This is a genomic window from Pseudomonas sp. RT4P38, from assembly GCF_054897765.1.
The window spans coordinates 1,699,643-1,719,281 of sequence record NZ_CM142703.1 but is presented as its reverse complement, the minus strand read 5'-3'; the positions used below and the strand labels follow the sequence as shown (position 1 = coordinate 1,719,281).

The window sequence follows — 19,639 nt, the reverse complement described above, 5'->3', positions numbered from 1 at the left end:
CGGTTACCTGAGATAACCTCAGGGTGATGCCTGAAAATCAAAAGATCGCAGGCTTCGCCAGCTCCTACCTGTACAGCGTAAACCGTAGGAGCTGCCGAAGGCTGCGATCTTTTATAAATGCATCAACCGAGCTGCGCAGCTACCGACTCAGGAATGTCCGCGTTGGAGTAAACGTTCTGCACGTCATCCAGGTCTTCAAGCATGTCGATCAGCTTGAGAACCTTCTCGGCACCTTCCAGGTCCAGTTCGGCACTGGTGGTCGGCAACATCACGATTTCCGCGTCATCACCTTTGAAACCGACCGCTTCCAGCGCGTTACGCACTGAGTAGAAACCGGCGAACGAGGTGAATACGTCGATGGAGCCGTCTTCGTGGGTCACCACGTCATCGGCATCGGCTTCCATCGCCGCTTCCATCAGCGCGTCTTCATCGACGCCCGGCGCGAAGGAAATCTGCCCCTTGCGCTCAAACAGATAAGCCACCGAACCGTCGGTGCCGAGGTTGCCGCCGCACTTGCTGAACGCATGGCGAACAGCGGCTGCGGTGCGATTGCGGTTGTCGGTCATGCACTCGACCATCACCGCAACACCACCCGGGCCGTAACCTTCGTAGGTCAGTTCGACCATGTCGTCGGTGTCGGCAGCACCGGCGCCGCGGGCGACCGCGCGATCAATGATGTCGCGACTCATGTTCGCGCCAAGGGCCTTGTCCAGCGCCAGACGCAAACGCGGGTTAGAACCCGGATCACTACCGCCCTGACGGGCAGCAACAGTCAGCTCACGAATCCACTTGGTGAAAATCTTGCCCTTCTTGGCATCCTGACGTTCTTTGCGGTGCTTGATGTTCGCCCACTTGGAATGACCCGCCATAACTCGCTCCGAATTCTCTTTGAAACATTGCCCGCCGCGCCATCACGCGCCAGCCGGCAAACAAAAATCTCGACCTTGTCTATAAAAGAAAGGGCGCATCCGAAGATGCGCCCACAAGGACTGTCTTACTCTGCTTTAGGCGTTTCGCGCAGACGAATGTGCAGTTCGCGCAATGCCTTGGCATCTACCAGACCCGGCGCCTGAGTCATGACACAGGCAGCGCTCTGGGTTTTCGGGAAGGCGATCACTTCACGGATCGACTGGGCGCCGGTCATCAGCATCACCAGACGGTCCAGACCGAAGGCCAGGCCACCGTGAGGCGGTGCGCCGTATTTCAGGGCGTCGAGCAGGAAGCCGAATTTCTCTTCCTGTTCCGCTTCACTGATACCCAGCAGACGGAACACCGACTGTTGCATTTCCTTGCGGTGGATACGGATCGAACCGCCACCCAGCTCGGTGCCGTTCAGTACCATGTCGTAGGCACGGGACAAAGCGGTCGCCGGGTTGGCTTCCAGTTCTTGCGGGGTGCACTTCGGCGCGGTGAACGGGTGGTGCAAGGCGGTGAAGCTGCCGTCGTCGTTCTCTTCGAACATCGGGAAGTCGACAACCCACATCGGCGCCCACTCGCAGGTCAGCAGGCTCAGATCGTTTCCGACCTTGATCCGCAGCGCGCCCAGGGCTTCACTGACGATCTTGGCCTTGTCGGCACCGAAGAACACGATGTCGCCATCGACTGCACCGACGCGATCAAGGATCGTGTTCAGCGCTGCTTCAGGGATATTTTTGACAATAGGCGATTGCAGCCCCTCGACGCCCTTCGCGCGCTCGTTGACCTTGATGTACGCCAGGCCTTTGGCACCGTAGATGCCGACGAACTTGGTGTAGTCGTCGATCTGCTTGCGCGGCATGCTCGCCCCGCCAGGAACGCGCAAAGCGGCAATGCGGCATTTCGGGTCGTTGGCCGGGCCGCTGAACACCTTGAAGTCGACTTCTTTCAGTTGGTCGGCAACGTCCACCAGTTCCAGCGGGTTACGCAGGTCTGGCTTGTCGGAACCGTAACGGCGCATGGCTTCTTCGAAGGTCATGTGCGGGAATTCACCGAACTCCAGATCCAGCACTTCCTTGAACAGGTTGCGGATCATGCCTTCGGTGATGCCAATGATGTCTTTTTCATCGAGGAAGCTGGTTTCGATGTCGATCTGAGTGAATTCAGGTTGACGGTCGGCGCGCAGGTCTTCGTCGCGAAAGCACTTGGCGATCTGGTAGTAGCGATCGAAGCCGGCAACCATCAGCAGTTGCTTGAACAGCTGCGGCGATTGCGGCAAGGCGAAGAAGGAACCGGCGTGGGTACGGCTCGGCACCAGGTAATCGCGAGCACCTTCCGGGGTGGCGCGGGTCAGAATCGGCGTCTCGACGTCGAGGAAGCCGTTCTCGTCCAGGTAACGACGGATGCTGGTGGTCATGCGCGAACGCAGACGCAGCTTCTCGAGCATTTCCGGACGACGCAGGTCGATGAAGCGATAACGCAGGCGGGTTTCTTCGCCGACGTCGGAGAACTCATTGAGCGGGAACGGCGGGGTTTCCGCTTCGTTCAATACTTCCAGCTCGTAGCCCAGCACTTCGATCATGCCCGACGCCATGTTGGCGTTGCCGGCACCGGCCGGACGCAGGCGTACCTTGCCGGTTACCTTGACGACGTACTCACTGCGCACGCGGTCGGCGGCGGCGAAGGTTTCAGCGCGGTCCGGGTCGAACACCACCTGGGCCAGACCATCACGATCACGGATATCGAGGAAAATCACCCCACCGTGATCACGACGACGGTGGACCCATCCGCAAAGGGTAATTTCCTGGCCTTCCAGGCTTTCGTTCAGTTGGCCGCAATAATGGCTGCGCATCATGGTAGTGGTTTCACTTCTCGTAATTCGAAATTCGGTTGGAGATCCTGCAGCAGCCCGCCCTTGAGAAAGGCGCCAGATGATGCAAGAGCTCGCACGTGTCGTTCAACTCAGGCTCAAGACCCTAGTCAGCTTTGTCGCCGCCGGCCAGATTCTTCTTGGAACCGGTCTTGAAATCGGTTTCGTACCAGCCGCTGCCGCTGAGGCGGAAGCCCGGCATGGACAGCATCTTCTTAAGCTCTGGCGCCTGGCAGGCAGGGCAGTCGACCAGCGGTGCTGCGCTGATCTTTTGAATGGCTTCCAACTGATGACCACAGGAAGCACATTGATAGTCGTACATCGGCATGGGGGTTGTCTCGGCGATCAGATTGCTACCGCATACGCTGGGTTTTGCGGCAAAGAGCGGGATTATATCCATTAAATGCAGCCTGTGCAGCCGTAAGACTGCTCAGACCGACACTCTGCCCATTCCACCGCGGCGGCTAAGGCATGGCGACGCAGCGGCCCTCCTTCAGGCTATGCACAACGCACACAACCCGCACCAGCCCGGTGAAGTTCTTGACCCCGCCGTGACGCAAATGCACCTCGCGGTCCACATGGGACAACAGCGCACTGACCGTACAGCAGTTGACCTTGGCCATGTCACCCAAAATATCCCAGTAGACCTGTTCAAGCCGCAAACAGGTTGCAAAGCCATTCAGCCGCACTGACCGGGATAAAGGCTGGGCCAGGCCCATATCAAATTCGCTGACAAATGGATCGATCCTTACATCCTTGACTGGACCGCCCATCCCCTCGCTTCGCCTGCCTTCGTAAACCATATCGTTGACACTCCTTTGTCATCCTTGCTTTTTTATATGAGCAACAAGCTGTTTCTCTATAAAAGCGCAGGCGCAAAGTTATATCCAGATGACTTTATGACCATCAACGTAGGATAAGCCAACAACTGAAGGGCGATCATGGAGACTGTCCTACTCCAGACAATTTCCTACACGCTTTGGCGCAATATCATTCAACAGATAGGCATTTAACGTGACGAGAAGACAGGGCGCGAACAACACCTCATGGGCGCCATCCGCGCACCGACATTGTTATTGATCCAACAGGGAGCGCAGCATCCACGCGGTTTTCTCGTGGACTTGCATGCGCTGGGTCAGGAGGTCAGCCGTTGGCTCGTCACTGACTTTGTCGAGCAGTGGGAATATCCCGCGTGCAGTACGTGTGACCGCCTCCTGGCCTTCGACCAGTTGTTTAATCATGTCTTCGGCACTGGGCACACCCACCTCCTCCTTGATAGAAGAAAGGCGCGCATAAATGGAATAGGCACCGGGGGCAGGAAATCCGAGAGCGCGAATTCGCTCGGCAATCGAATCGACGGCCAGGGCCAACTCGTTATATTGCTCCTCGAACATCAAGTGCAGGGTCCGAAACATCGGACCGGTGACATTCCAATGGAAGTTATGGGTTTTCAAATACAGTACATACGTGTCCGACAGCAGACGCGAAAGTCCGTCGACGATGGACTTGCGATCTTCTTCACTGATTCCAATATCGATTGCCATGCGTTTCCCCTAAAGGTGATGAAATTCATCCAGCAGGTGCAGGACCACTCTAGCAAGCTTGCCGGCACCCCGCAGCCCCGGATTATCCGGTTGCTTGCGACAAATCGACCATCAGTGCACCGCTGGACTGTCTGATTTGAGTAGCCGCAGGCTTTGCTGTTAAATAGGCAGTGTGTCGCTACCGCCTATTTTCCGGGGGCCGCGCATAGGCTGGTACCGGGTACGTGTCCAACGCCTCTTATTGTTCTGAAGCGAACCGTGCTCAATCAGCTCTTCCTTGTGATCCGTCTTAACGTGAGTTACTCAAAATGTTGAAAATTGTCCACCTGCTAATGGGCGCAGCAGCCTTGCTGTTGTCCTTCATCCCTAGCCTGCGATCCGAAGCCTTACCTTACCTGCAACAACCCGATGCGCTGTACCTGGCCTTTTTCGGCCTGCTCAACCTCACCCTCGCTCCTGTTATCCCCTACTGGAACAAAGGCCCGCGTCATCAACTGCAAAACCTGGTCAGCGCCCTGCTGGTTCTGACCGTCGTCCTGCAAACCCTGACGCTGATCGCGCCGATGCCTGTCATTGCCGGTCAACCTGCCGTCCTGTTCAGCCTGGTCGCTGCACTGATTGCCGTTCTTCTGCACCTGGCCATCAGCTTCTACAAATCTTCACCGGCCGCCGCCTCGCCAAGCTATGACATGAGCAACCGCGATACCGGCACCGTCAAGTGGTTCAACACCTCCAAAGGCTTCGGCTTTATTTCCCGTGACTCCGGCGATGATATTTTCGTGCATTTCCGGGCCATTCGTGGCGAAGGTCATCGCGTCCTGGTCGAAGGTCAGCGCGTGGAGTTCTCTGTCATGAATCGTGACAAAGGCCTGCAAGCCGAAGATGTGATCGCCGCACTGCCGCGCCGCTGATTCAAGGCTAAAAAAAACCGCGAACAGCCTGGCTGTTCGCGGTTTTTTATTACATGCCATTTAGTAATGCGGCGGTGGCGCTTCTTCTTCAAACGTCTCGAACTGGCCAGCCATTTCTTCTTGCCGCTTGAGCAATGCGGCCATTTGCAACTGCAGGCGTTCCACTGCACGCTGCTGGGTCGCCAGCACATCACTCAATGCCTGGATAGTGTCATCCTGAAACGCCAACTGACTCTCCAGATCGGTAACGCGATCTTCCAGGCTCATGATTCAACCCTCCAGAAACGTAAAACCATCGGTCAACACCAGGCGCAACCGCTCGCGAATCGCCGCGATCTGCTCTGCGCTATAAGGCTTGGCTGGGTGTTTACCCCAGACCGGAGCCGGCCAGGCGGCGTCCTCACGCTTGCGCACAATCACATGCATGTGCAACTGACTGACGACGTTACCCAGGGCCGCGACATTCAACTTGTCCGCGTCGAACGAGTCCTTGAGCATTTCCGCCAGTGCGGTCGTTTCCTGCCACAGCTGCTGTTGATCTGCGACACCCAACTGAAATATCTCACTGATATCCTCGCGACGTGGCACCAGAATGAACCAGGGGTAGTTCGAATCATTGGACAGCAGTAACCGGCAGAGTGGGAAATCCCCGATCGGTAACGTGTCTTGTTGAAGCCGTGGATCTAAAGCGAACACTGCGCGCACTCCCGCCTGGTCATCATTTTTCAGCTTAGCGCCCATCCCGAGAGACGGCGCACCAAGCGACAGGACGGCAGCATACCTGCGAACGCCGCTGGCTTCACGACGAACCATGGTCGAAGCCAACCCGAGAAACTACAAACGACCGGTCACGCGCCCCGACATGAGTCGTTTTCGATCAGGGCGCACCATTACAGAACCAGCCGCCACACAAAAAACGCCGAACTGACTGATAAACAACGACGCGTTCGAATTTGGCAAACGGGGGCACTGTATGAATTCAGTACAGCGATTAAAATTTTTTGCACCAAAACCGCACATTGCGTCTACGCTGAGTCGGTCAGGCATCCGCCATTTACTCACTGGTGGGGTGAACCGGTAACATTTTGGGTTGTCATGCAGTCGACCATGAGGATGCAACACGATGCAAACCATGGCGTCAAGCCCGAACAAAACGTGCTTGAACCCCCCGGTTTTATGAGGTTTTTACAGTGACAGGCAGGCTTTCAGAAAAAAAACCAGCAGGATTCTGATTTGTGCACGCTTGTTGCATTCACACCCACATCGCCTCTAAAGCGTCCGCTGGAAGTGGAAGCCTTAAGGCAAATAAAAACAGTGGCAGGGTTGCCCGATGGAGATTCAAGCGTTTCACCAGGGACTCTTTTACCGATGCTCAAGCCCTGGAAAACAACGCCAAAAGTTGTCAGTCCGCTTGCGTCGGGGCTGTAAATTTGCGACATCTACCAAGCTGTTTGCGACAGGGTCGTAAAGAAGCTGAAAGGTTAGATACGCAAGTATCGCCAACATGGCCGGCGTGATATAAGTTTGCGCCGACACAATAAAGAAAGAGCCGCCCAGATAATAAATCAGGTGGGACGGCAGTACTCTTCTAAAACCAAAGGAGCAAATCACGATGCGCGTGATGAAGTGGAGCATGATCGCACTGGCAGTTGCAGCAGCAGCCAGTACTCAATTGGCAACAGCCGCACCTTTCGTAGGCGACCAAGCCGAAGCCAAAGGTTTTGTTGAAGACGCAAAATTCGACTTGCTACTTCGCAACTACTATTTTAACCGTGACAAGAAAGACCGTGGAGTCGATGACAAAGACTGGACCCAGGGTTTCCACGGTGTATTTAGCTCCGGTTACACCCAAGGTACTGTCGGTGTAGGTGTTGACGCATTCGGTTACTTGGGCATCAAACTGGACGCCCGCGACAAGTTTTCCGGCTCGGGCAACCTGTCAACCAACAGCGAAGGCGAAAACAGCGACAGCTTCGGCAAAGCCGGTGCAGCCGTCAAAGTTCGCGTGTCCAAGACTGAACTGAAGTTCGGCGAGATGCAGCCAAGCACTTCTCCAGTGTTCGCTGTCGGCGGTTCCCGTCTGTTGCCTCAAACCGCTACCGGTTTCCAACTGCAGAGCAGCGAAGTCAAAAACCTGGACCTGGAAGCCGGTCACTTCTACTCGGCCTCCAGCCAGGACGAGATGAACAGCGACGGTGAGCTGTGGGCTCAATACGCTAGTACTGTCCAGAACATTACCGCCAAGAACGTTGACTATGCTGGTGGCCGTTACGGCATCACCGACGCCCTCAGCGCTTCGCTGTACACCTCCCGTGTCGAAGACGTGTGGAACCAGCATTACGCCAACCTGAACTACACCATCCCAATGGGTAGCGATCAGTCGATCAACCTGGACGGCAACATCTACCGCACTACCGATACCGGTAGCTCCAAAGCGGGCGATATCAGCAACACCACGTACTCGCTGGCAGCCGCTTATTCGTTCCTGAAGGCTCACACCATCACCGTTGGCTTCCAGAAAGTTAACGGCGACACCCCGTTCGACTACATTGGCGTGGGTGACAACAACCGCGGCGGCGACTCCATCTTCCTCGCCAACTCCATCCAGTACTCTGACTTCAACGGTCCAAACGAAAAGTCTGCACAAGTTCGTTACGACCTGAAAATGGCTGAGTACGGCGTACCAGGTCTGAGCTTCATGACCCGTTACGTTAAAGGCTGGGATATTGACGGCACCAAAATGGCCGCCGACAGCCCATACGCCGATTACGGTTATGGCGCAGATGGCAAGCACCACGAAACCAACCTCGAAGCCAAATACGTAGTTCAGGCCGGCCCTGCGAAAGATTTGTCCTTCCGCATTCGTCAGGCATGGCACCGCGCCAATACCGACCAGGCAGAAGGCGATATCAACGAGTTCCGTCTGATCGTTGACTACCCGATTTCGGTTCTGTAATTGCCGAAAGTTAGCTTGCGGTAATCAAAAAAAGGCCCATCTTCGGATGGGCCTTTTTTGTTGCCTGTTTGTTACTTACTGCACCGCAGACTCCTGAACCACTCGAATCACCCGCTGTGGAAACGGGATATCGATACCGGCAGTTTTCAATCGATCACGAGACTGTTCGTTGAACATGAACAATACATCCCAGTAATCCGCCGTCTTGACCCACACTCGCAGGGAAACAGTAATCGAACTGTCGCCCAGAGTAGAAATCACTGCCTGAGGTGCCGGTTCAGCCAAAACACGCTCATCTTTGGCCAGGTCCAGCAATACATTACGAGCCTTTTGCAGATCCGCCTCGTAATCAACGCCCACATCAAACACAACTTTGCGCGTCGGTTGACGGTTAGTGTTGGTGATGATGCCGTTCGACAAGTTGCCGTTAGGCACGATGATGGTTTTGTTATCGCCGGTACGCAGGACGGTGTGGAAAATCTGAATGCTGTCGACAGTGCCGGCAACACCTTGGGCTTCGATCCAGTCACCAATGCGAAACGGGCGGAACAACAGAATCAGCACGCCGCCAGCGAAGTTCGCCAGGCTGCCCTGCAAGGCCAGACCGATGGCCAGACCCGCTGCACCGATGGCCGCCACGAACGAAGTGGTTTCCACGCCGATCATTGATGCCACGCTGACTACCAGCAAAACCTTGAGAATAATGTTCGCCAGACTGCTGATGAACCCTTGCAGCGCGAGGTCGGCATTACGCAACGCCAGCAGACCGCCAAGTTTTTGTGCCACTTTGCTGATCAACCACCAGCCGATGGCCAGGGTGAGGATCGCCAGCAGCACGCGGCTGCCGTATTCCATGATCATCGGAATCCAGGCTTGAGACGCCTTGACCAAGTTATCTACTTCAGTATTCAAATCCATCTACTTTCTCCTGATTTCCGGCCATCCGGCACGCGAAAATGAGCGGCAGAAAAAGACCCGCCGGAATAAACACAATCCCTGTGGGAGCGACGGGCGGCGATCCGACTTGCTCGCAATTGCGGTGTGTCATTCAACAGTGATGTCGACTGATATGCCCTCATCGCGAGTAGCTCGCTCCCACAGGTCCCGCTTCAAAGGTCAGTCGCGGAAGTTGTTGAACTGCAGCGGCATCCCGAATTCCTTGGCCCGCAAGGCCGCAATAGCTTCCTGCAAGTCGTCACGCTTCTTGCCGGTAATGCGCACTTGCTCACCCTGAATGGCAGCCTGAACCTTGAGTTTGGCGTCTTTGACATGAGCGACGATTTTCTTCGCCATCTCTTTGTCGATGCCTTCCTTGAGGACCGCTTCCTGCTTCATCAGTTTGCCCGACGCATAGGCATCCTTGACTTCAAGGCACTGCACGTCGATTTTGCGCTTGACCAAGGCCAGCTTGAGGATCTCAATCATCGCTTCGAGCTGGAAATCGGCTTCAGCGGTCAGGTTGACGGTCAGGTCCTTTTCCTTGAACTCGAAGCTGCCTTTGCCTTTCAGGTCATAACGACGATCGAGTTCCTTGACGGCGTTCTCGACCGCGTTGGTGACTTCGTGTTTGTCCAGTTCGGATACCACGTCGAACGACGGCATGTAATCTCTCCAATAAAAGGGCATGCTCGATCACGATGGAGCACGCCTGGCTTGCGGTTAAAATCCGCGCTGATTATAACGGGTCTTTCCCATCATTCACTGCGAGCCTCCCATGCGCGCGATAAACAGAGCAAAAAGCTGATGTCCACCACCTGGCATGTTCTGGGCGCCGGCAGCCTCGGCACCTTATGGGCCACGCGTCTGGCGCGGGCAAATGTGCCGGTCAGACTAATCGTGCGGGACGCTGCGCGCTTACAGGCGTATGAGGCGGCGGGCGGGCTGACACTGGTCGAACACGGCAAAGCGCAGTGCTATCCGGTGCCCGCCGAGACACCCGACAGCCGTGAACCGATCAACCGCCTGCTGCTGGCGTGCAAAGCCTACGATGCCGAGAAAGCCGTAGCCCAACTGGCGCCGCGCCTGGCCCCCGGCGCCGAGTTGATTCTGTTGCAGAACGGTCTTGGCAGCCAGGACGTGGTCGCTGCGCAGGTGCCGCAGGCACGCTGCATTAGCGCGTCGAGCACCGAAGGCGCCTTTCGCGATGGCGACTGGCGCGTGGTGTTTGCCGGCCACGGTTACACCTGGCTGGGGGATGCAGGGCATCCCGTCGCGCCAATCTGGCTGGATGACGTGAGCGCCGCCGGTATTCCCCACGAGTGGAGCACCGACATTCTGACAAGACTGTGGCGAAAACTGGCACTCAACTGTGCAATCAATCCGCTGACCGTGCTGCACGATTGCCGTAATGGCGGATTACAGGAACACCAATGCGAAATCGCTACCCTCTGCGTCGAACTGACCGAGTTGCTTGAGCGGTGCGGTCAGCCAGCAGCCGCCGAGGACCTTCAACAAGAAGTCGAACGGGTGATTCATGCGACCGCCGCCAATTACTCTTCGATGTACCAGGACGTCGCGAACCAGCGCCGGACCGAGATCAGCTATCTATTGGGTCATGCCTGTAAAGTCGCCGCGAGGCATCAGTTGAACCTGCCACACCTCAATCAACTTGAGCAACGGTTGATCATCCATCTGCACAGCCTTGGATTGCCCAGCGACTGAGCAGCGGCTACGCTGGCCACTTGTTCCTATTTCAGCGATGAACCTGATGCTATTGCGCCAGCGACTTGAAAACCTTCCGGTCGGCCAGAAATTACTGGCCGCCCTGCTGGTGCTGTTGACCACCGTCCTGCTGGTCGCCAACCTGACCTTTATCAGCGCCGCGTACTACATCTCCCAGGAAAGCATGGCACCTCAGGCCTTGCAGACCATTGGCCGACTGGTGTCCAACCCCAGCCTGGTGTCGGAAGCGTTGCAGTCACCGCAAAGCGCCCAACGCCTGCTCAATGAACTCAACAGCTATTCCCCGCTGCGCGCGGCGGCCCTTTATGACGGCAAAGGGGAACGTCTGGCGCAGTTGCAGCATGGCGACACGCTGAAACTTCCAGAGCGTTACCGGCACATCGAATCCTGGCAAGCCACCGAGTTTCGCAGCAATCAAGTGATCACCCTGCCCCGCCCTGGCACTGCGCCTGGCCACCTGTTACTGGTCGCCAGCAGCGAACTGCCGATGGCGTTCTACACCGGCACCCTCACCGCCAGTCTCGGGATTCTGATCTTCAGTGTGCTGCTGTGGCTGGTGATTGCCCGGCAGATCAAGCGCCTGATTACCCGGCCGATCCACCAGCTCGAAGAGTTGTCCCGGCAAGTGACCCGCGAAGAGAACTACGCCCTGCGCGCCTCCCGAGGCAACCACGACGAAATCGGCAGCCTCGCTGAGGCGTTCAACACCATGCTCTCGCGGATCGAAGCCCGTGAGCAGCAACTCAAGCGGGCCCGGGACGATTCCCAGGCCGCTTATGACCAGGCCCAGGGCCTGGCCGAAGAAACCCGCCATACCAATCGCAAACTGGAACTCGAAGTCCAGGTGCGCAGCAAGATCGAGAAGAAACTCACCGGTTTCCAGAACTACCTCAACAGCATCATCGACTCCATGCCGTCGGCGCTGATCGCCCTCGACGAGCAGCTCTATGTCACCCAATGGAATCAGGAGGCCAGCGCCCTGTCTGGCACGCGCCTCGACGAAGCCCTGAACCAGCCGATCTTCCTCGCCTTCGAACCGCTCAAGCCGTTCCTGCCGCAACTCAAGCAAACCGTCGAACAGCACACGGTAGCCAAGATCGAGCGGGTGACGTGGCTCAAGGACGAAGAACCCAAGCACTACGCCCTGACCTTCTATCCGCTGATGGGCGGTGCCGGGCGCGGTGTGGTGATCCGGATCGACGACATCACCCAGCGCCTGTCGCTGGAGGAAATGATGGTGCAGTCGGAAAAAATGCTCTCGGTCGGCGGCCTCGCCGCGGGTATGGCCCACGAGATCAACAATCCATTGGGCGCGATCCTGCACAACGTGCAGAACATTCGTCGACGCCTGTCACCCGATCTCCCGAAGAACCTCGAACAGGCCGAGCAGACCGGTATCGCACTGTCGACGGTCAACCGGTACCTGCAAGCGCGCGAAGTGCCGCAGTTGCTCGATGGCATCCAACAGGCGGGCGCCCGAGCGGCGAAGATCGTCACCCATATGCTCAGCTTCAGCCGCCGCAGTACCCGGCAAATGGCCCCGTGCGACCTGCCGGCGCTGATCGATCAGGCGGTGGAAATCGCCAGCAACGACTTCGACCTGGCGATCGGTTTCGACTTCAAAGGGCAGGCGATCATTCGCCAGTTCGATCCAGCGTTGGGCCCTGTTCCCGGAACCGCGAACGAACTGGAGCAAGTGCTGCTCAATCTGCTGAAAAACGCCGCTCAGGCGATTCACCAACGTGAGGACGACCGCGAGCCGGGGCGGATCATTCTGCGTACCAAACTGAACCCGCCCTGGGCGGAAATCCAGGTTGAGGACAACGGCATCGGCATGAGCGAAAGCGTGCGCAAACGCACCTTCGAGCCGTTCTTCACCACCAAGGAAATCGGTCAGGGCACCGGCCTTGGCCTGTCGGTCTCGTATTTCATCATTACCAACAACCACAAGGGTCAGATGGAAGTGCAATCGACCCTGGGCCAAGGCACGTGTTTCACTTTGCGCCTGCCCTTGGCGGGCACGCCGCTGGTCTCTCAAGAACTCAATCAGCTATCGAGGTAACCATGGGCTTTCGCTTGTCGAAGATTTACACCCGCACCGGCGACAAAGGCGAAACCGGGCTGGGCGACGGCCGCCGCGTGCCCAAGGACCATCCGCGCATCGAAGCCATTGGCGAGGTCGATACACTGAACAGCCAGGTGGGTGTGCTATTGGCCGGGTTGGCGGCGGAAAGTGGCGAGTATCCGGGTTTGAACGAAGTGATCGAGGTTCTGGCGCCCTGCCAGCATCGGTTGTTCGACTTGGGTGGCGAGCTGGCGATGCCGGTGTATCAGGCACTGAACACGGCAGAAGTCGAACGTCTGGAAGCCGCGATCGATGTGTGGAATGAAGAGCTGGGGCCGCTGGAGAATTTCATTCTGCCGGGTGGTTCGGCGTTGATTGCCCAGGCTCATGTGTGCAGAAGCCTGGCGCGCAGTGCCGAGCGACGGTGTCAGCATTTGAATGCGGTGGAACCGTTGGCCGGGGTTGGGTTGGCGTATATCAATCGGTTGTCGGACTTGTTGTTTGTGGTGGCGCGGTTGATTGCCAAGCGGCAGGGGATTGCCGAGATTCTTTGGCAGCCAGCCGTCAAACCTGGGGTTTAATCTGGAAGAAAACTGTCGTCTATCAGGCCCTCATCGCGAGCAAGCTCGCTCCCACATTTGATCGCATTCCTTCTGGAATAACTCGGTCAAATGTGGGAGCGAGCTTGCTCGCGATGAGGCCAGTAAAGTCACCGCAGAATCAGGCCTCAGGCCAAAATGCCCGAATCCCCGCTACACCCTGCGCGCCCGCTTCCCAGGCTTTCTGAAGCTCCGCCGGGCCAACACCACCGAGCAGGAACACCGGTTTGCTGAAACCTTCGATCAACGCGCAAGCCTGCTCCCAGCCCAGCGGCTGAGCACCCGGATGAGTCAGGGTCGGTTGCACCGGTGACAGGGTCACAAAATCCACCCCCATCTGCTCGGCCAACGCCAGCTCTTCAGCGTTGTGGCAGGACGCCGCCAACCAGCGCGACGCCGGTAACGGGCGGCCAGCCGCCGCGTACTTGCGCAGTTGCGCGGAGGTGATGTGCCAACCCGCGGACGGGAAATCTCCCAGCCACTCGAACGGCCCCTTGATCATCAACTGCGCCTTGCCGGCACACAGCCCCGCCGCGTCCACCGCCAGATCGCGGTACTTAGGATCGTAGCCGTTGGGTGCCCGCAGCTGGATCAGCTTGATACCGCCAGCAATGGCTTTTTGAATACCGCGCAGCAAGGCCGGGGTTTCCAGGTCTTCGGGGGTGATCAGGTATTCGGCAGGCAAACGTGCAGCAGCAACGATCGGCTGGTTGGCCGCCGGGAAATCGTAATTCAACAGATCACGGGGCGCGACCCATTCCAAAGGCTGGCCTTCGGCGCCGTGAGGTTCGCCGGTGAAGGCCGAAACCTCCCAAACGTCCAGCAACACCTGTTTGTCCGGGTAGTCGTGCTGAACCTTGATCAGCGGTCGCGCGACATCGACGACAATGCCTAACTCTTCGTGAAGCTCACGGCCAAGAGCCGTTGTCACGGATTCGTCAGCCTCGACCTTGCCACCCGGAAATTCCCACAGGCCGCCCTGGTGCTGGGTGTCGGCGCGGCGGGCGATGAGGATCTTGCCACTGCTATCACGGATAACAGCGGCCGCTACGTGGACTCGTTTCACCGCTCGACTTCCTCCAGACCCGTCTTCTGCCAAGCCTTGAAGGCTGGCCATTGGTAGATGGTTTCAACATAGGCCGCGTCCGCTGCGGGCAGCCTCACCTGATAGGTGCGCAGGCGCACGGCGATCGGTGCGAAGAAGGCATCGGCCAGGGTCGCGCCACCAAACAGGAACGGACCGGTTTCCGTGGCGGCGGCGCGGCACTCGGCCCACAACGCCAACATGCGTTCAATGTCGGCCTGGACGTCAGCCGGCGTCGGGCACAGTGCAGCGTCGTGGCTCAGGTCGAATGGCATGTTGCCGCGCATGGCGAAGAAACCGCTGTGCATCTGCGCGCAGGCCGAACGGGCCTGGGCGCGGGCGGCGGTGTCTTTGGGCCAGAGGCCGGCGTCGGGGAATTGCTCTGCCAGATACTCGGCGATCGCCAGGGAGTCGGCGATGGTGCCGTGTTCGGTTTTCAGCAGCGGGACTTTCGCGGTTGGCGAGTGCTTGAGCAGACGCTCACGGGTGTCCGGCTGGTTCAGCTTGATCAGTTCTTCGGTGTAAGGGGCGCCGGCCAGGTCGAGGGCCAGTGCGCCACGCAGGGACCAGGAGGAAATCAGTTTGTCGCCGATGATCAGGTGGAGGCTCATGTTCGGGACCTTTTGATGAGGGGTACAGGCCAGAATTTTCAGTGTCTGGTCGGCCGTCTTCGCGGGCAAGCCTCGCTCCTACAGGTATTGCACCGTTCTTGTAGGAGCGAGGCTTGCCCGCGAAAGCGATCTATCTTACGTGCGGTACTCGGCGTTGATCTTCACGTATTCGTGGGACAGGTCGGTGGTCCAGATGGTTTCGCTGCAATCGCCGCGTCCCAGTTCGATACGGATCGTGATTTCTTCCTGCTGCATCACGGCCGCGCCCTGGGCTTCGGTGTAGGTCGATGCGCGAGCGCCACGGCTGGCGATGCACACCTCACCGAGGAACACGTCGATCTTGCTCACGTCCAGGTTCGGTACGCCGGCACGGCCCACGGCGGCCAGAATGCGGCCCCAGTTCGGATCGGAGGCGAACAGTGCGGTTTTGATCAGCGGCGAGTGAGCCACGGTGTAACCGACGTCCAGGCATTCCTGGTGATTGCCGCCGCCGTTGACTTCAACGGTCACAAACTTGGTCGCGCCTTCGCCGTCACGCACGATGGCCTGGGCCACGTCCATGCAGACTTCGAACACAGCCTGTTTCAGCTTGGCGAACAAATCACCGCTGGCTGCAGTGATTTCCGGCAGTGCCGCCTGACCGGTGGCGATCAGCATGCAGCAGTCGTTGGTCGAGGTGTCGCCGTCGATGGTGATGCGGTTGAACGACTTGTTGGCACCGTCCAGCAGCAGGTTCTGCAGCACGTCGCGGGCGACTTTGGCGTCGGTGGCGATGTAGCCGAGCATGGTCGCCATGTTCGGGCGGATCATGCCCGCGCCTTTGCTGATACCGGTGACGGTGATGGTCACGCCGTCATGCTGGAACTGGCGGCTGGCACCTTTGGGCAGGGTGTCGGTGGTCATGATGCCGGTGGCGGCAGCTTCCCAGTTGTTGACCGACAGGTCGTCGATAGCCGCTTGCAACGCGCCTTCGATTTTCTCGACCGGCAACGGCTCGCCGATGACACCAGTGGAGTACGGCAGCACCAGGCTGGCGTCGACGCCGGTCAGCTCAGCCAGTTTGGCGCACGTGCGCTCGGCAGCGGCAAGGCCCGGTTCGCCAGTGCCGGCGTTGGCATTGCCGGTATTGGTCAGCAGGTAACGCACCGGACCTCGAACACGCTGCTTGGCCAGGATCACGGGAGCGGCGCAAAAGGCGTTCAGAGTGAACACGCCAGCGACCGTGGAACCTTCGGCACAGCGCATGACCACAACATCCTTGCGCCCTGGGCGCTTGATGCCAGCCGAGGCGATACCGAGTTCAAAACCGGCAACCGGGTGCAACGTTGGCAAAGGACCAAGACCAACAGCCATGAATGCGCTCCTTAATAAATGATGTCAGCACCGCTTTCAGGAAGATCGGTGGTTTAAATGGCAAAACGCCGCGACGGCATTAGCCGGTCGCGGCGCGGGTATTTCAGCGTATGAAACGGGTTTTACTGGATCTGCCCGTGGCAATGCTTGAACTTCTTGCCCGAACCGCAATAGCAAAGCTCGTTACGGCCCAGCTTCTGTTCGTTGCGTACAGGAGCGGTGGCAAGGGCGACATCGACCTCTTCACCCAGCAGTTCCGGTTGCTCAAGACCCGGTGCTTCGTCATGCTGGAACTGCATGCGCGCCGCCAGTGCTTCGGCTTCCTGACGCAGGCGTTGCTCTTCTTCGATCGGATCTTCGCGGCGAACCTGGACGTGCGACAGCACACGGATCGAGTCGCGCTTGATCGAATCCAGCAGCTCGGAGAACAGCGTGAAGGACTCGCGCTTGTACTCTTGCTTCGGGTTCTTCTGTGCATAACCACGCAAGTGGATGCCGTGACGCAGGTGATCCATGGTCGACAGGTGATCTTTCCACAGGTCGTCGAGCACACGCAGAACGATTTGCTTCTCGAAGGTGCGCAGCGCTTCGGCGCTCGCCTGCTCTTCTTTTTCGTTGTACGCGGCCAGCAGCTCGGTCATGAGCTTCTCGCGCAGGGTTTCTTCGTACAGGTGGTCGTCTTCGTCGAGCCATTTCTGGATCGGCAACGCCACACCGAAGTCGCTCTGCAACGCCGCTTCCAGACCGGCCACGTCCCACTGCTCAGGCAGCGATTGCGGTGGAATGTGTGCGCTGACGGTTGCGTTGAGCACGTCCTGACGGAAGTCGGCGATGGTTTCGCCGATGTTGTCGGCGGCCAACAAACTGTTACGCATGTGATAGATCACTTTACGTTGTTCGTTGTTGACGTCGTCGAACTCGAGCAGTTGCTTACGAATGTCGAAGTTGCGGCCTTCAACCTTGCGCTGTGCCTTCTCGATGGCGTTGGTCACCATGCGGTGCTCGATCGCTTCACCTGGCTGCATGCCCAGGGCCTTCATGAAGTTCTTCACCCGATCAGAGGCGAAGATGCGCATCAGGCTGTCTTCCAGCGACAGGTAGAAACGGCTGGAGCCGGCATCCCCCTGACGACCGGCACGACCACGCAACTGGTTGTCGATACGGCGCGATTCGTGACGCTCGGACGCAATCACCTGCAAACCGCCCGACTCGAGCACTTGCTGGTGACGTTTCTGCCAGTCGGCCTTGATCTGGGCAATCTGCTCAGGTGTCGGGTCTTCCAGGGTTGCCACTTCCACTTCCCAGTTACCGCCCAACAGAATGTCGGTACCACGACCGGCCATGTTGGTGGCGATGGTCAGTGCGCCTGGGCGACCGGCCTGGGCAATGATTTCGGCTTCTTTTTCGTGGAACTTGGCGTTCAGAACCTTGTGTTCGATGCCTTCTTTCACGAGCAGGCTGGACATGTGTTCGGACGTTTCAATGGTTGCAGTACCCACCAGCACCGGACGGCCCTGGGTCATGCATTCCTTGATGTCGGTGATGATCGCCGCGTATTTCTCTTCGGCGGTCAGGAACACCAGGTCGTTGTAGTCTTTACGCGCCAGCGGTTTGTTCGGCGGGATAACCATCACCGACAGACCGTAGATCTGGTGGAACTCGAACGCTTCGGTGTCAGCGGTACCGGTCATGCCGGACAGCTTGTTGTACAGACGGAAGTAGTTCTGGAACGTGGTCGAGGCCAGGGTCTGGCTTTCGGCCTGAATGTTCAGGTTTTCCTTGGCTTCGATAGCCTGGTGCAGGCCTTCGGACAGACGGCGACCCGGCATGGTACGACCGGTGTGTTCGTCTACCAGAACGACCTGGCCGTCCTGCACGATGTATTCGACGTTGCGATTGAACAGCTTGTGCGCACGCAGACCGGCATAAACGTGGGTCAGCAGGCCCAGGTTATGTGACGAGTACAGGCTCTCGCCTTCAGCCAGCAGGCCAACGCGGGTGAGCATGTCTTCGATGAATTGGTGACCGGCTTCGTTGAGTTCGACCTGACGGGTCTTCTCGTCGACGGTGTAGTGGCCAGCCTTGGTGACTTCGCCTTCAACTTCTTCGATGTGCAATTCCAGCTGCGGGATCAGTTTGTTGATCTCGATGTACAGCTTGGAGCTGTCCTCGGCCTGACCGGAAATGATCAGCGGGGTACGGGCTTCGTCGATGAGGATGGAGTCGACTTCGTCGATCACGGCAAAATTGAGTTCGCGCTGGAATTTTTCTTCCATGCTGAACGCCATGTTGTCGCGCAGGTAGTCGAAACCGTATTCGTTGTTGGTGCCGTAGGTGATGTCGGCAGCATAGGCCGCACGCTTCTCTTCCGGCGGCTGGAACGGCGTCACCACGCCGACCGTCATCCCGAGGAATTCGTAGAGCGGACGCATCCAGTTGGCGTCACGACGGGCCAGGTAGTCGTTCACCGTCACAACGTGCACGCCCTTGCCGGACAGCGCGTTGAGGTAAACGCCCAGTGTTGCCACCAGGGTCTTGCCTTCACCGGTACGCATTTCCGCGATCATGCCTTCATGCAAGGTCATGCCGCCGATCAGCTGGACGTCGAAGTGGCGCATACCCATGACGCGCTTACCGGCTTCGCGGGCAACCGCAAAGGCTTCTGGCAGCAGCTTGTCGAGGGTTTCCCCTTTGGCGATGCGGGCCTTGAACTCATCTGTCTTGGCACGCAATTGATCGTCCGAAAGGGCCACCATTTGCTCTTCGAAGGCATTGACGAGTTGCACCGTCTTGAGCATGCGTTTGACTTCACGCTCGTTCTTGCTTCCAAAAAGTTTCTTTAACAAAGGCGCAAACATATCGGCAGGATCTTCCACACTAAAGGGATGGAGGGCGGCCCCGTGAGTCGCCCGTGCAGCCCTCATGGCCGCATGCGAACGAGCATTCTACCCGGAAACGATGGTGAGGAAAGTGGCGTTATTCCACGATGCTGGCACAGCGCTGTAACGGGGCTCACTTAAAATAAGGGCTTTTTGCTGAACTTCAAGCC

18 protein-coding genes are annotated in these 19,639 nt (G+C 57.9%); 5 read left to right on the top strand and 13 right to left on the bottom strand.

Features of this window, described 5'->3' with window-relative positions; genetic code table 11:
• Positions 1–122: 122 nt before the first annotated feature.
• The 5 genes from ACYZT7_RS07870 to ACYZT7_RS07850 all read right to left on the bottom strand — a co-directional run bounded on the left by ACYZT7_RS07870 (position 123) and on the right by ACYZT7_RS07850 (position 4,329).
• Positions 123–869 (bottom strand): YebC/PmpR family DNA-binding transcriptional regulator, encoded by a 747-nt coding sequence (locus tag ACYZT7_RS07870; protein ID WP_462040594.1) that lies wholly within the window; start codon positions 867–869, stop codon positions 123–125.
• Between the two features lie 125 nt (positions 870–994).
• Positions 995–2,770 (bottom strand): aspartate--tRNA ligase, encoded by a 1,776-nt coding sequence (gene aspS, locus ACYZT7_RS07865; protein ID WP_462040593.1) that lies wholly within the window; start codon positions 2,768–2,770, stop codon positions 995–997.
• Between the two features lie 121 nt (positions 2,771–2,891).
• Positions 2,892–3,113, bottom strand: a complete 222-nt coding sequence (locus ACYZT7_RS07860) for an FmdB family zinc ribbon protein (RefSeq protein WP_010208103.1) — start codon at positions 3,111–3,113, stop codon at positions 2,892–2,894.
• A 136-nt stretch (positions 3,114–3,249) separates the two neighbouring features.
• Positions 3,250–3,588 carry a ribbon-helix-helix domain-containing protein gene (locus tag ACYZT7_RS07855; protein ID WP_462040592.1) on the bottom strand — a complete coding sequence of 113 codons (339 nt, stop codon included), beginning with the start codon at positions 3,586–3,588 and terminating at the stop codon, positions 3,250–3,252.
• A 270-nt stretch (positions 3,589–3,858) separates the two neighbouring features.
• Positions 3,859–4,329: a Dps family protein gene (locus ACYZT7_RS07850; protein ID WP_129437851.1), complete on the bottom strand. Its 471-nt coding sequence runs from the start codon at positions 4,327–4,329 to the stop codon at positions 3,859–3,861.
• A 308-nt stretch (positions 4,330–4,637) separates the two neighbouring features.
• On the opposite strand from ACYZT7_RS07850, the gene ACYZT7_RS07845 reads away from it, so the two are divergent.
• Positions 4,638–5,240, top strand: a complete 603-nt coding sequence (locus ACYZT7_RS07845; RefSeq protein ID WP_462040591.1) for a cold-shock protein — start codon at positions 4,638–4,640, stop codon at positions 5,238–5,240.
• Positions 5,241–5,300: 60 nt separating this feature from the next.
• On the opposite strand, the gene ACYZT7_RS07840 is transcribed toward ACYZT7_RS07845, so the two are convergent.
• Both ACYZT7_RS07840 and ACYZT7_RS07835 read right to left on the bottom strand, forming a co-directional pair.
• Positions 5,301–5,507: a SlyX family protein gene (locus ACYZT7_RS07840; protein WP_056741397.1), complete on the bottom strand. Its 207-nt coding sequence runs from the start codon at positions 5,505–5,507 to the stop codon at positions 5,301–5,303.
• A 3-nt stretch (positions 5,508–5,510) separates the two neighbouring features.
• Positions 5,511–5,936: an HIT domain-containing protein gene (locus ACYZT7_RS07835; RefSeq protein WP_462040590.1), complete on the bottom strand. Its 426-nt coding sequence runs from the start codon at positions 5,934–5,936 to the stop codon at positions 5,511–5,513.
• A 916-nt stretch (positions 5,937–6,852) separates the two neighbouring features.
• Between ACYZT7_RS07835 and ACYZT7_RS07830 the strand changes: the two genes are divergently transcribed.
• A complete protein-coding gene (locus ACYZT7_RS07830) occupies positions 6,853–8,196 on the top strand; it encodes an OprD family porin (RefSeq protein WP_462040589.1) in 1,344 nt (447 codons plus the stop codon).
• Between the two features lie 75 nt (positions 8,197–8,271).
• Here the strand turns inward: ACYZT7_RS07830 and ACYZT7_RS07825 are convergent, their stop codons facing one another.
• Entirely contained in the window at positions 8,272–9,114 is an 843-nt protein-coding gene (locus ACYZT7_RS07825) for a mechanosensitive ion channel family protein (RefSeq protein WP_462040588.1), read from the bottom strand.
• 198 nt (positions 9,115–9,312) lie between these two features.
• The gene (locus ACYZT7_RS07820; RefSeq protein ID WP_449644835.1) at positions 9,313–9,798 is read right to left on the bottom strand and encodes a YajQ family cyclic di-GMP-binding protein; all 486 of its coding nucleotides are present in this window, start codon (positions 9,796–9,798) and stop codon (positions 9,313–9,315) included.
• Positions 9,799–9,939: 141 nt separating this feature from the next.
• Between ACYZT7_RS07820 and ACYZT7_RS07815 the strand changes: the two genes are divergently transcribed.
• The 3 genes from ACYZT7_RS07815 to ACYZT7_RS07805 are packed head-to-tail and all read left to right on the top strand — an operon-like array spanning position 9,940 to position 13,524.
• The gene (locus ACYZT7_RS07815; protein WP_462040587.1) at positions 9,940–10,857 is read left to right on the top strand and encodes a putative 2-dehydropantoate 2-reductase; all 918 of its coding nucleotides are present in this window, start codon (positions 9,940–9,942) and stop codon (positions 10,855–10,857) included.
• A gap of 46 nt (positions 10,858–10,903) precedes the next feature.
• Positions 10,904–12,940: a sensor histidine kinase gene (locus tag ACYZT7_RS07810; protein WP_462040586.1), complete on the top strand. Its 2,037-nt coding sequence runs from the start codon at positions 10,904–10,906 to the stop codon at positions 12,938–12,940.
• Positions 12,941–12,942: 2 nt separating this feature from the next.
• Positions 12,943–13,524, top strand: a complete 582-nt coding sequence (locus tag ACYZT7_RS07805; protein ID WP_462040585.1) for a cob(I)yrinic acid a,c-diamide adenosyltransferase — start codon at positions 12,943–12,945, stop codon at positions 13,522–13,524.
• A 139-nt stretch (positions 13,525–13,663) separates the two neighbouring features.
• On the opposite strand, the gene ACYZT7_RS07800 is transcribed toward ACYZT7_RS07805, so the two are convergent.
• The 4 genes from ACYZT7_RS07800 to secA all read right to left on the bottom strand — a co-directional run bounded on the left by ACYZT7_RS07800 (position 13,664) and on the right by secA (position 19,448).
• Complete coding sequence (locus tag ACYZT7_RS07800) at positions 13,664–14,608, bottom strand: Nudix family hydrolase (protein ID WP_462040584.1); 945 nt, start codon at positions 14,606–14,608, stop codon at positions 13,664–13,666.
• Positions 14,605–15,237: a glutathione S-transferase family protein gene (locus ACYZT7_RS07795; RefSeq protein WP_462041760.1), complete on the bottom strand. Its 633-nt coding sequence runs from the start codon at positions 15,235–15,237 to the stop codon at positions 14,605–14,607. The genes ACYZT7_RS07800 and ACYZT7_RS07795 overlap by 4 nt, the downstream gene beginning before the upstream one ends.
• Positions 15,238–15,372: 135 nt before the next feature.
• Positions 15,373–16,590, bottom strand: a complete 1,218-nt coding sequence (gene argJ, locus ACYZT7_RS07790) for a bifunctional glutamate N-acetyltransferase/amino-acid acetyltransferase ArgJ (RefSeq protein WP_462040583.1) — start codon at positions 16,588–16,590, stop codon at positions 15,373–15,375.
• A gap of 122 nt (positions 16,591–16,712) precedes the next feature.
• Positions 16,713–19,448 (bottom strand): preprotein translocase subunit SecA, encoded by a 2,736-nt coding sequence (gene secA / locus ACYZT7_RS07785; RefSeq protein ID WP_462040582.1) that lies wholly within the window; start codon positions 19,446–19,448, stop codon positions 16,713–16,715.
• Positions 19,449–19,639: the final 191 nt, after the last annotated feature.

Excerpts from the sequence above, each read along its gene's own strand:
- ACYZT7_RS07870 (WP_462040594.1), bottom strand. The coding sequence starts at position 869 with ATGGCGGGTCATTCCAAGTGGGCGAACATCAAGCACCGCAAAGAACGT.
- aspS (WP_462040593.1), bottom strand. The coding sequence starts at position 2,770 with ATGATGCGCAGCCATTATTGCGGCCAACTGAACGAAAGCCTGGAAGGC.
- ACYZT7_RS07860 (WP_010208103.1), bottom strand. The coding sequence starts at position 3,113 with ATGCCGATGTACGACTATCAATGTGCTTCCTGTGGTCATCAGTTGGAA.
- ACYZT7_RS07855 (WP_462040592.1), bottom strand. The coding sequence starts at position 3,588 with ATGGTTTACGAAGGCAGGCGAAGCGAGGGGATGGGCGGTCCAGTCAAG.
- ACYZT7_RS07850 (WP_129437851.1), bottom strand. The coding sequence starts at position 4,329 with ATGGCAATCGATATTGGAATCAGTGAAGAAGATCGCAAGTCCATCGTC.
- ACYZT7_RS07845 (WP_462040591.1), top strand. The coding sequence starts at position 4,638 with ATGTTGAAAATTGTCCACCTGCTAATGGGCGCAGCAGCCTTGCTGTTG.
- ACYZT7_RS07840 (WP_056741397.1), bottom strand. The coding sequence starts at position 5,507 with ATGAGCCTGGAAGATCGCGTTACCGATCTGGAGAGTCAGTTGGCGTTT.
- ACYZT7_RS07830 (WP_462040589.1), top strand. The coding sequence starts at position 6,853 with ATGCGCGTGATGAAGTGGAGCATGATCGCACTGGCAGTTGCAGCAGCA.
- ACYZT7_RS07825 (WP_462040588.1), bottom strand. The coding sequence starts at position 9,114 with ATGGATTTGAATACTGAAGTAGATAACTTGGTCAAGGCGTCTCAAGCC.
- ACYZT7_RS07820 (WP_449644835.1), bottom strand. The coding sequence starts at position 9,798 with ATGCCGTCGTTCGACGTGGTATCCGAACTGGACAAACACGAAGTCACC.
- ACYZT7_RS07815 (WP_462040587.1), top strand. The coding sequence starts at position 9,940 with ATGTCCACCACCTGGCATGTTCTGGGCGCCGGCAGCCTCGGCACCTTA.
- ACYZT7_RS07810 (WP_462040586.1), top strand. The coding sequence starts at position 10,904 with ATGCTATTGCGCCAGCGACTTGAAAACCTTCCGGTCGGCCAGAAATTA.
- ACYZT7_RS07805 (WP_462040585.1), top strand. The coding sequence starts at position 12,943 with ATGGGCTTTCGCTTGTCGAAGATTTACACCCGCACCGGCGACAAAGGC.
- ACYZT7_RS07795 (WP_462041760.1), bottom strand. The coding sequence starts at position 15,237 with ATGAGCCTCCACCTGATCATCGGCGACAAACTGATTTCCTCCTGGTCC.
- argJ (WP_462040583.1), bottom strand. The coding sequence starts at position 16,590 with ATGGCTGTTGGTCTTGGTCCTTTGCCAACGTTGCACCCGGTTGCCGGT.
- secA (WP_462040582.1), bottom strand. The coding sequence starts at position 19,448 with ATGTTTGCGCCTTTGTTAAAGAAACTTTTTGGAAGCAAGAACGAGCGT.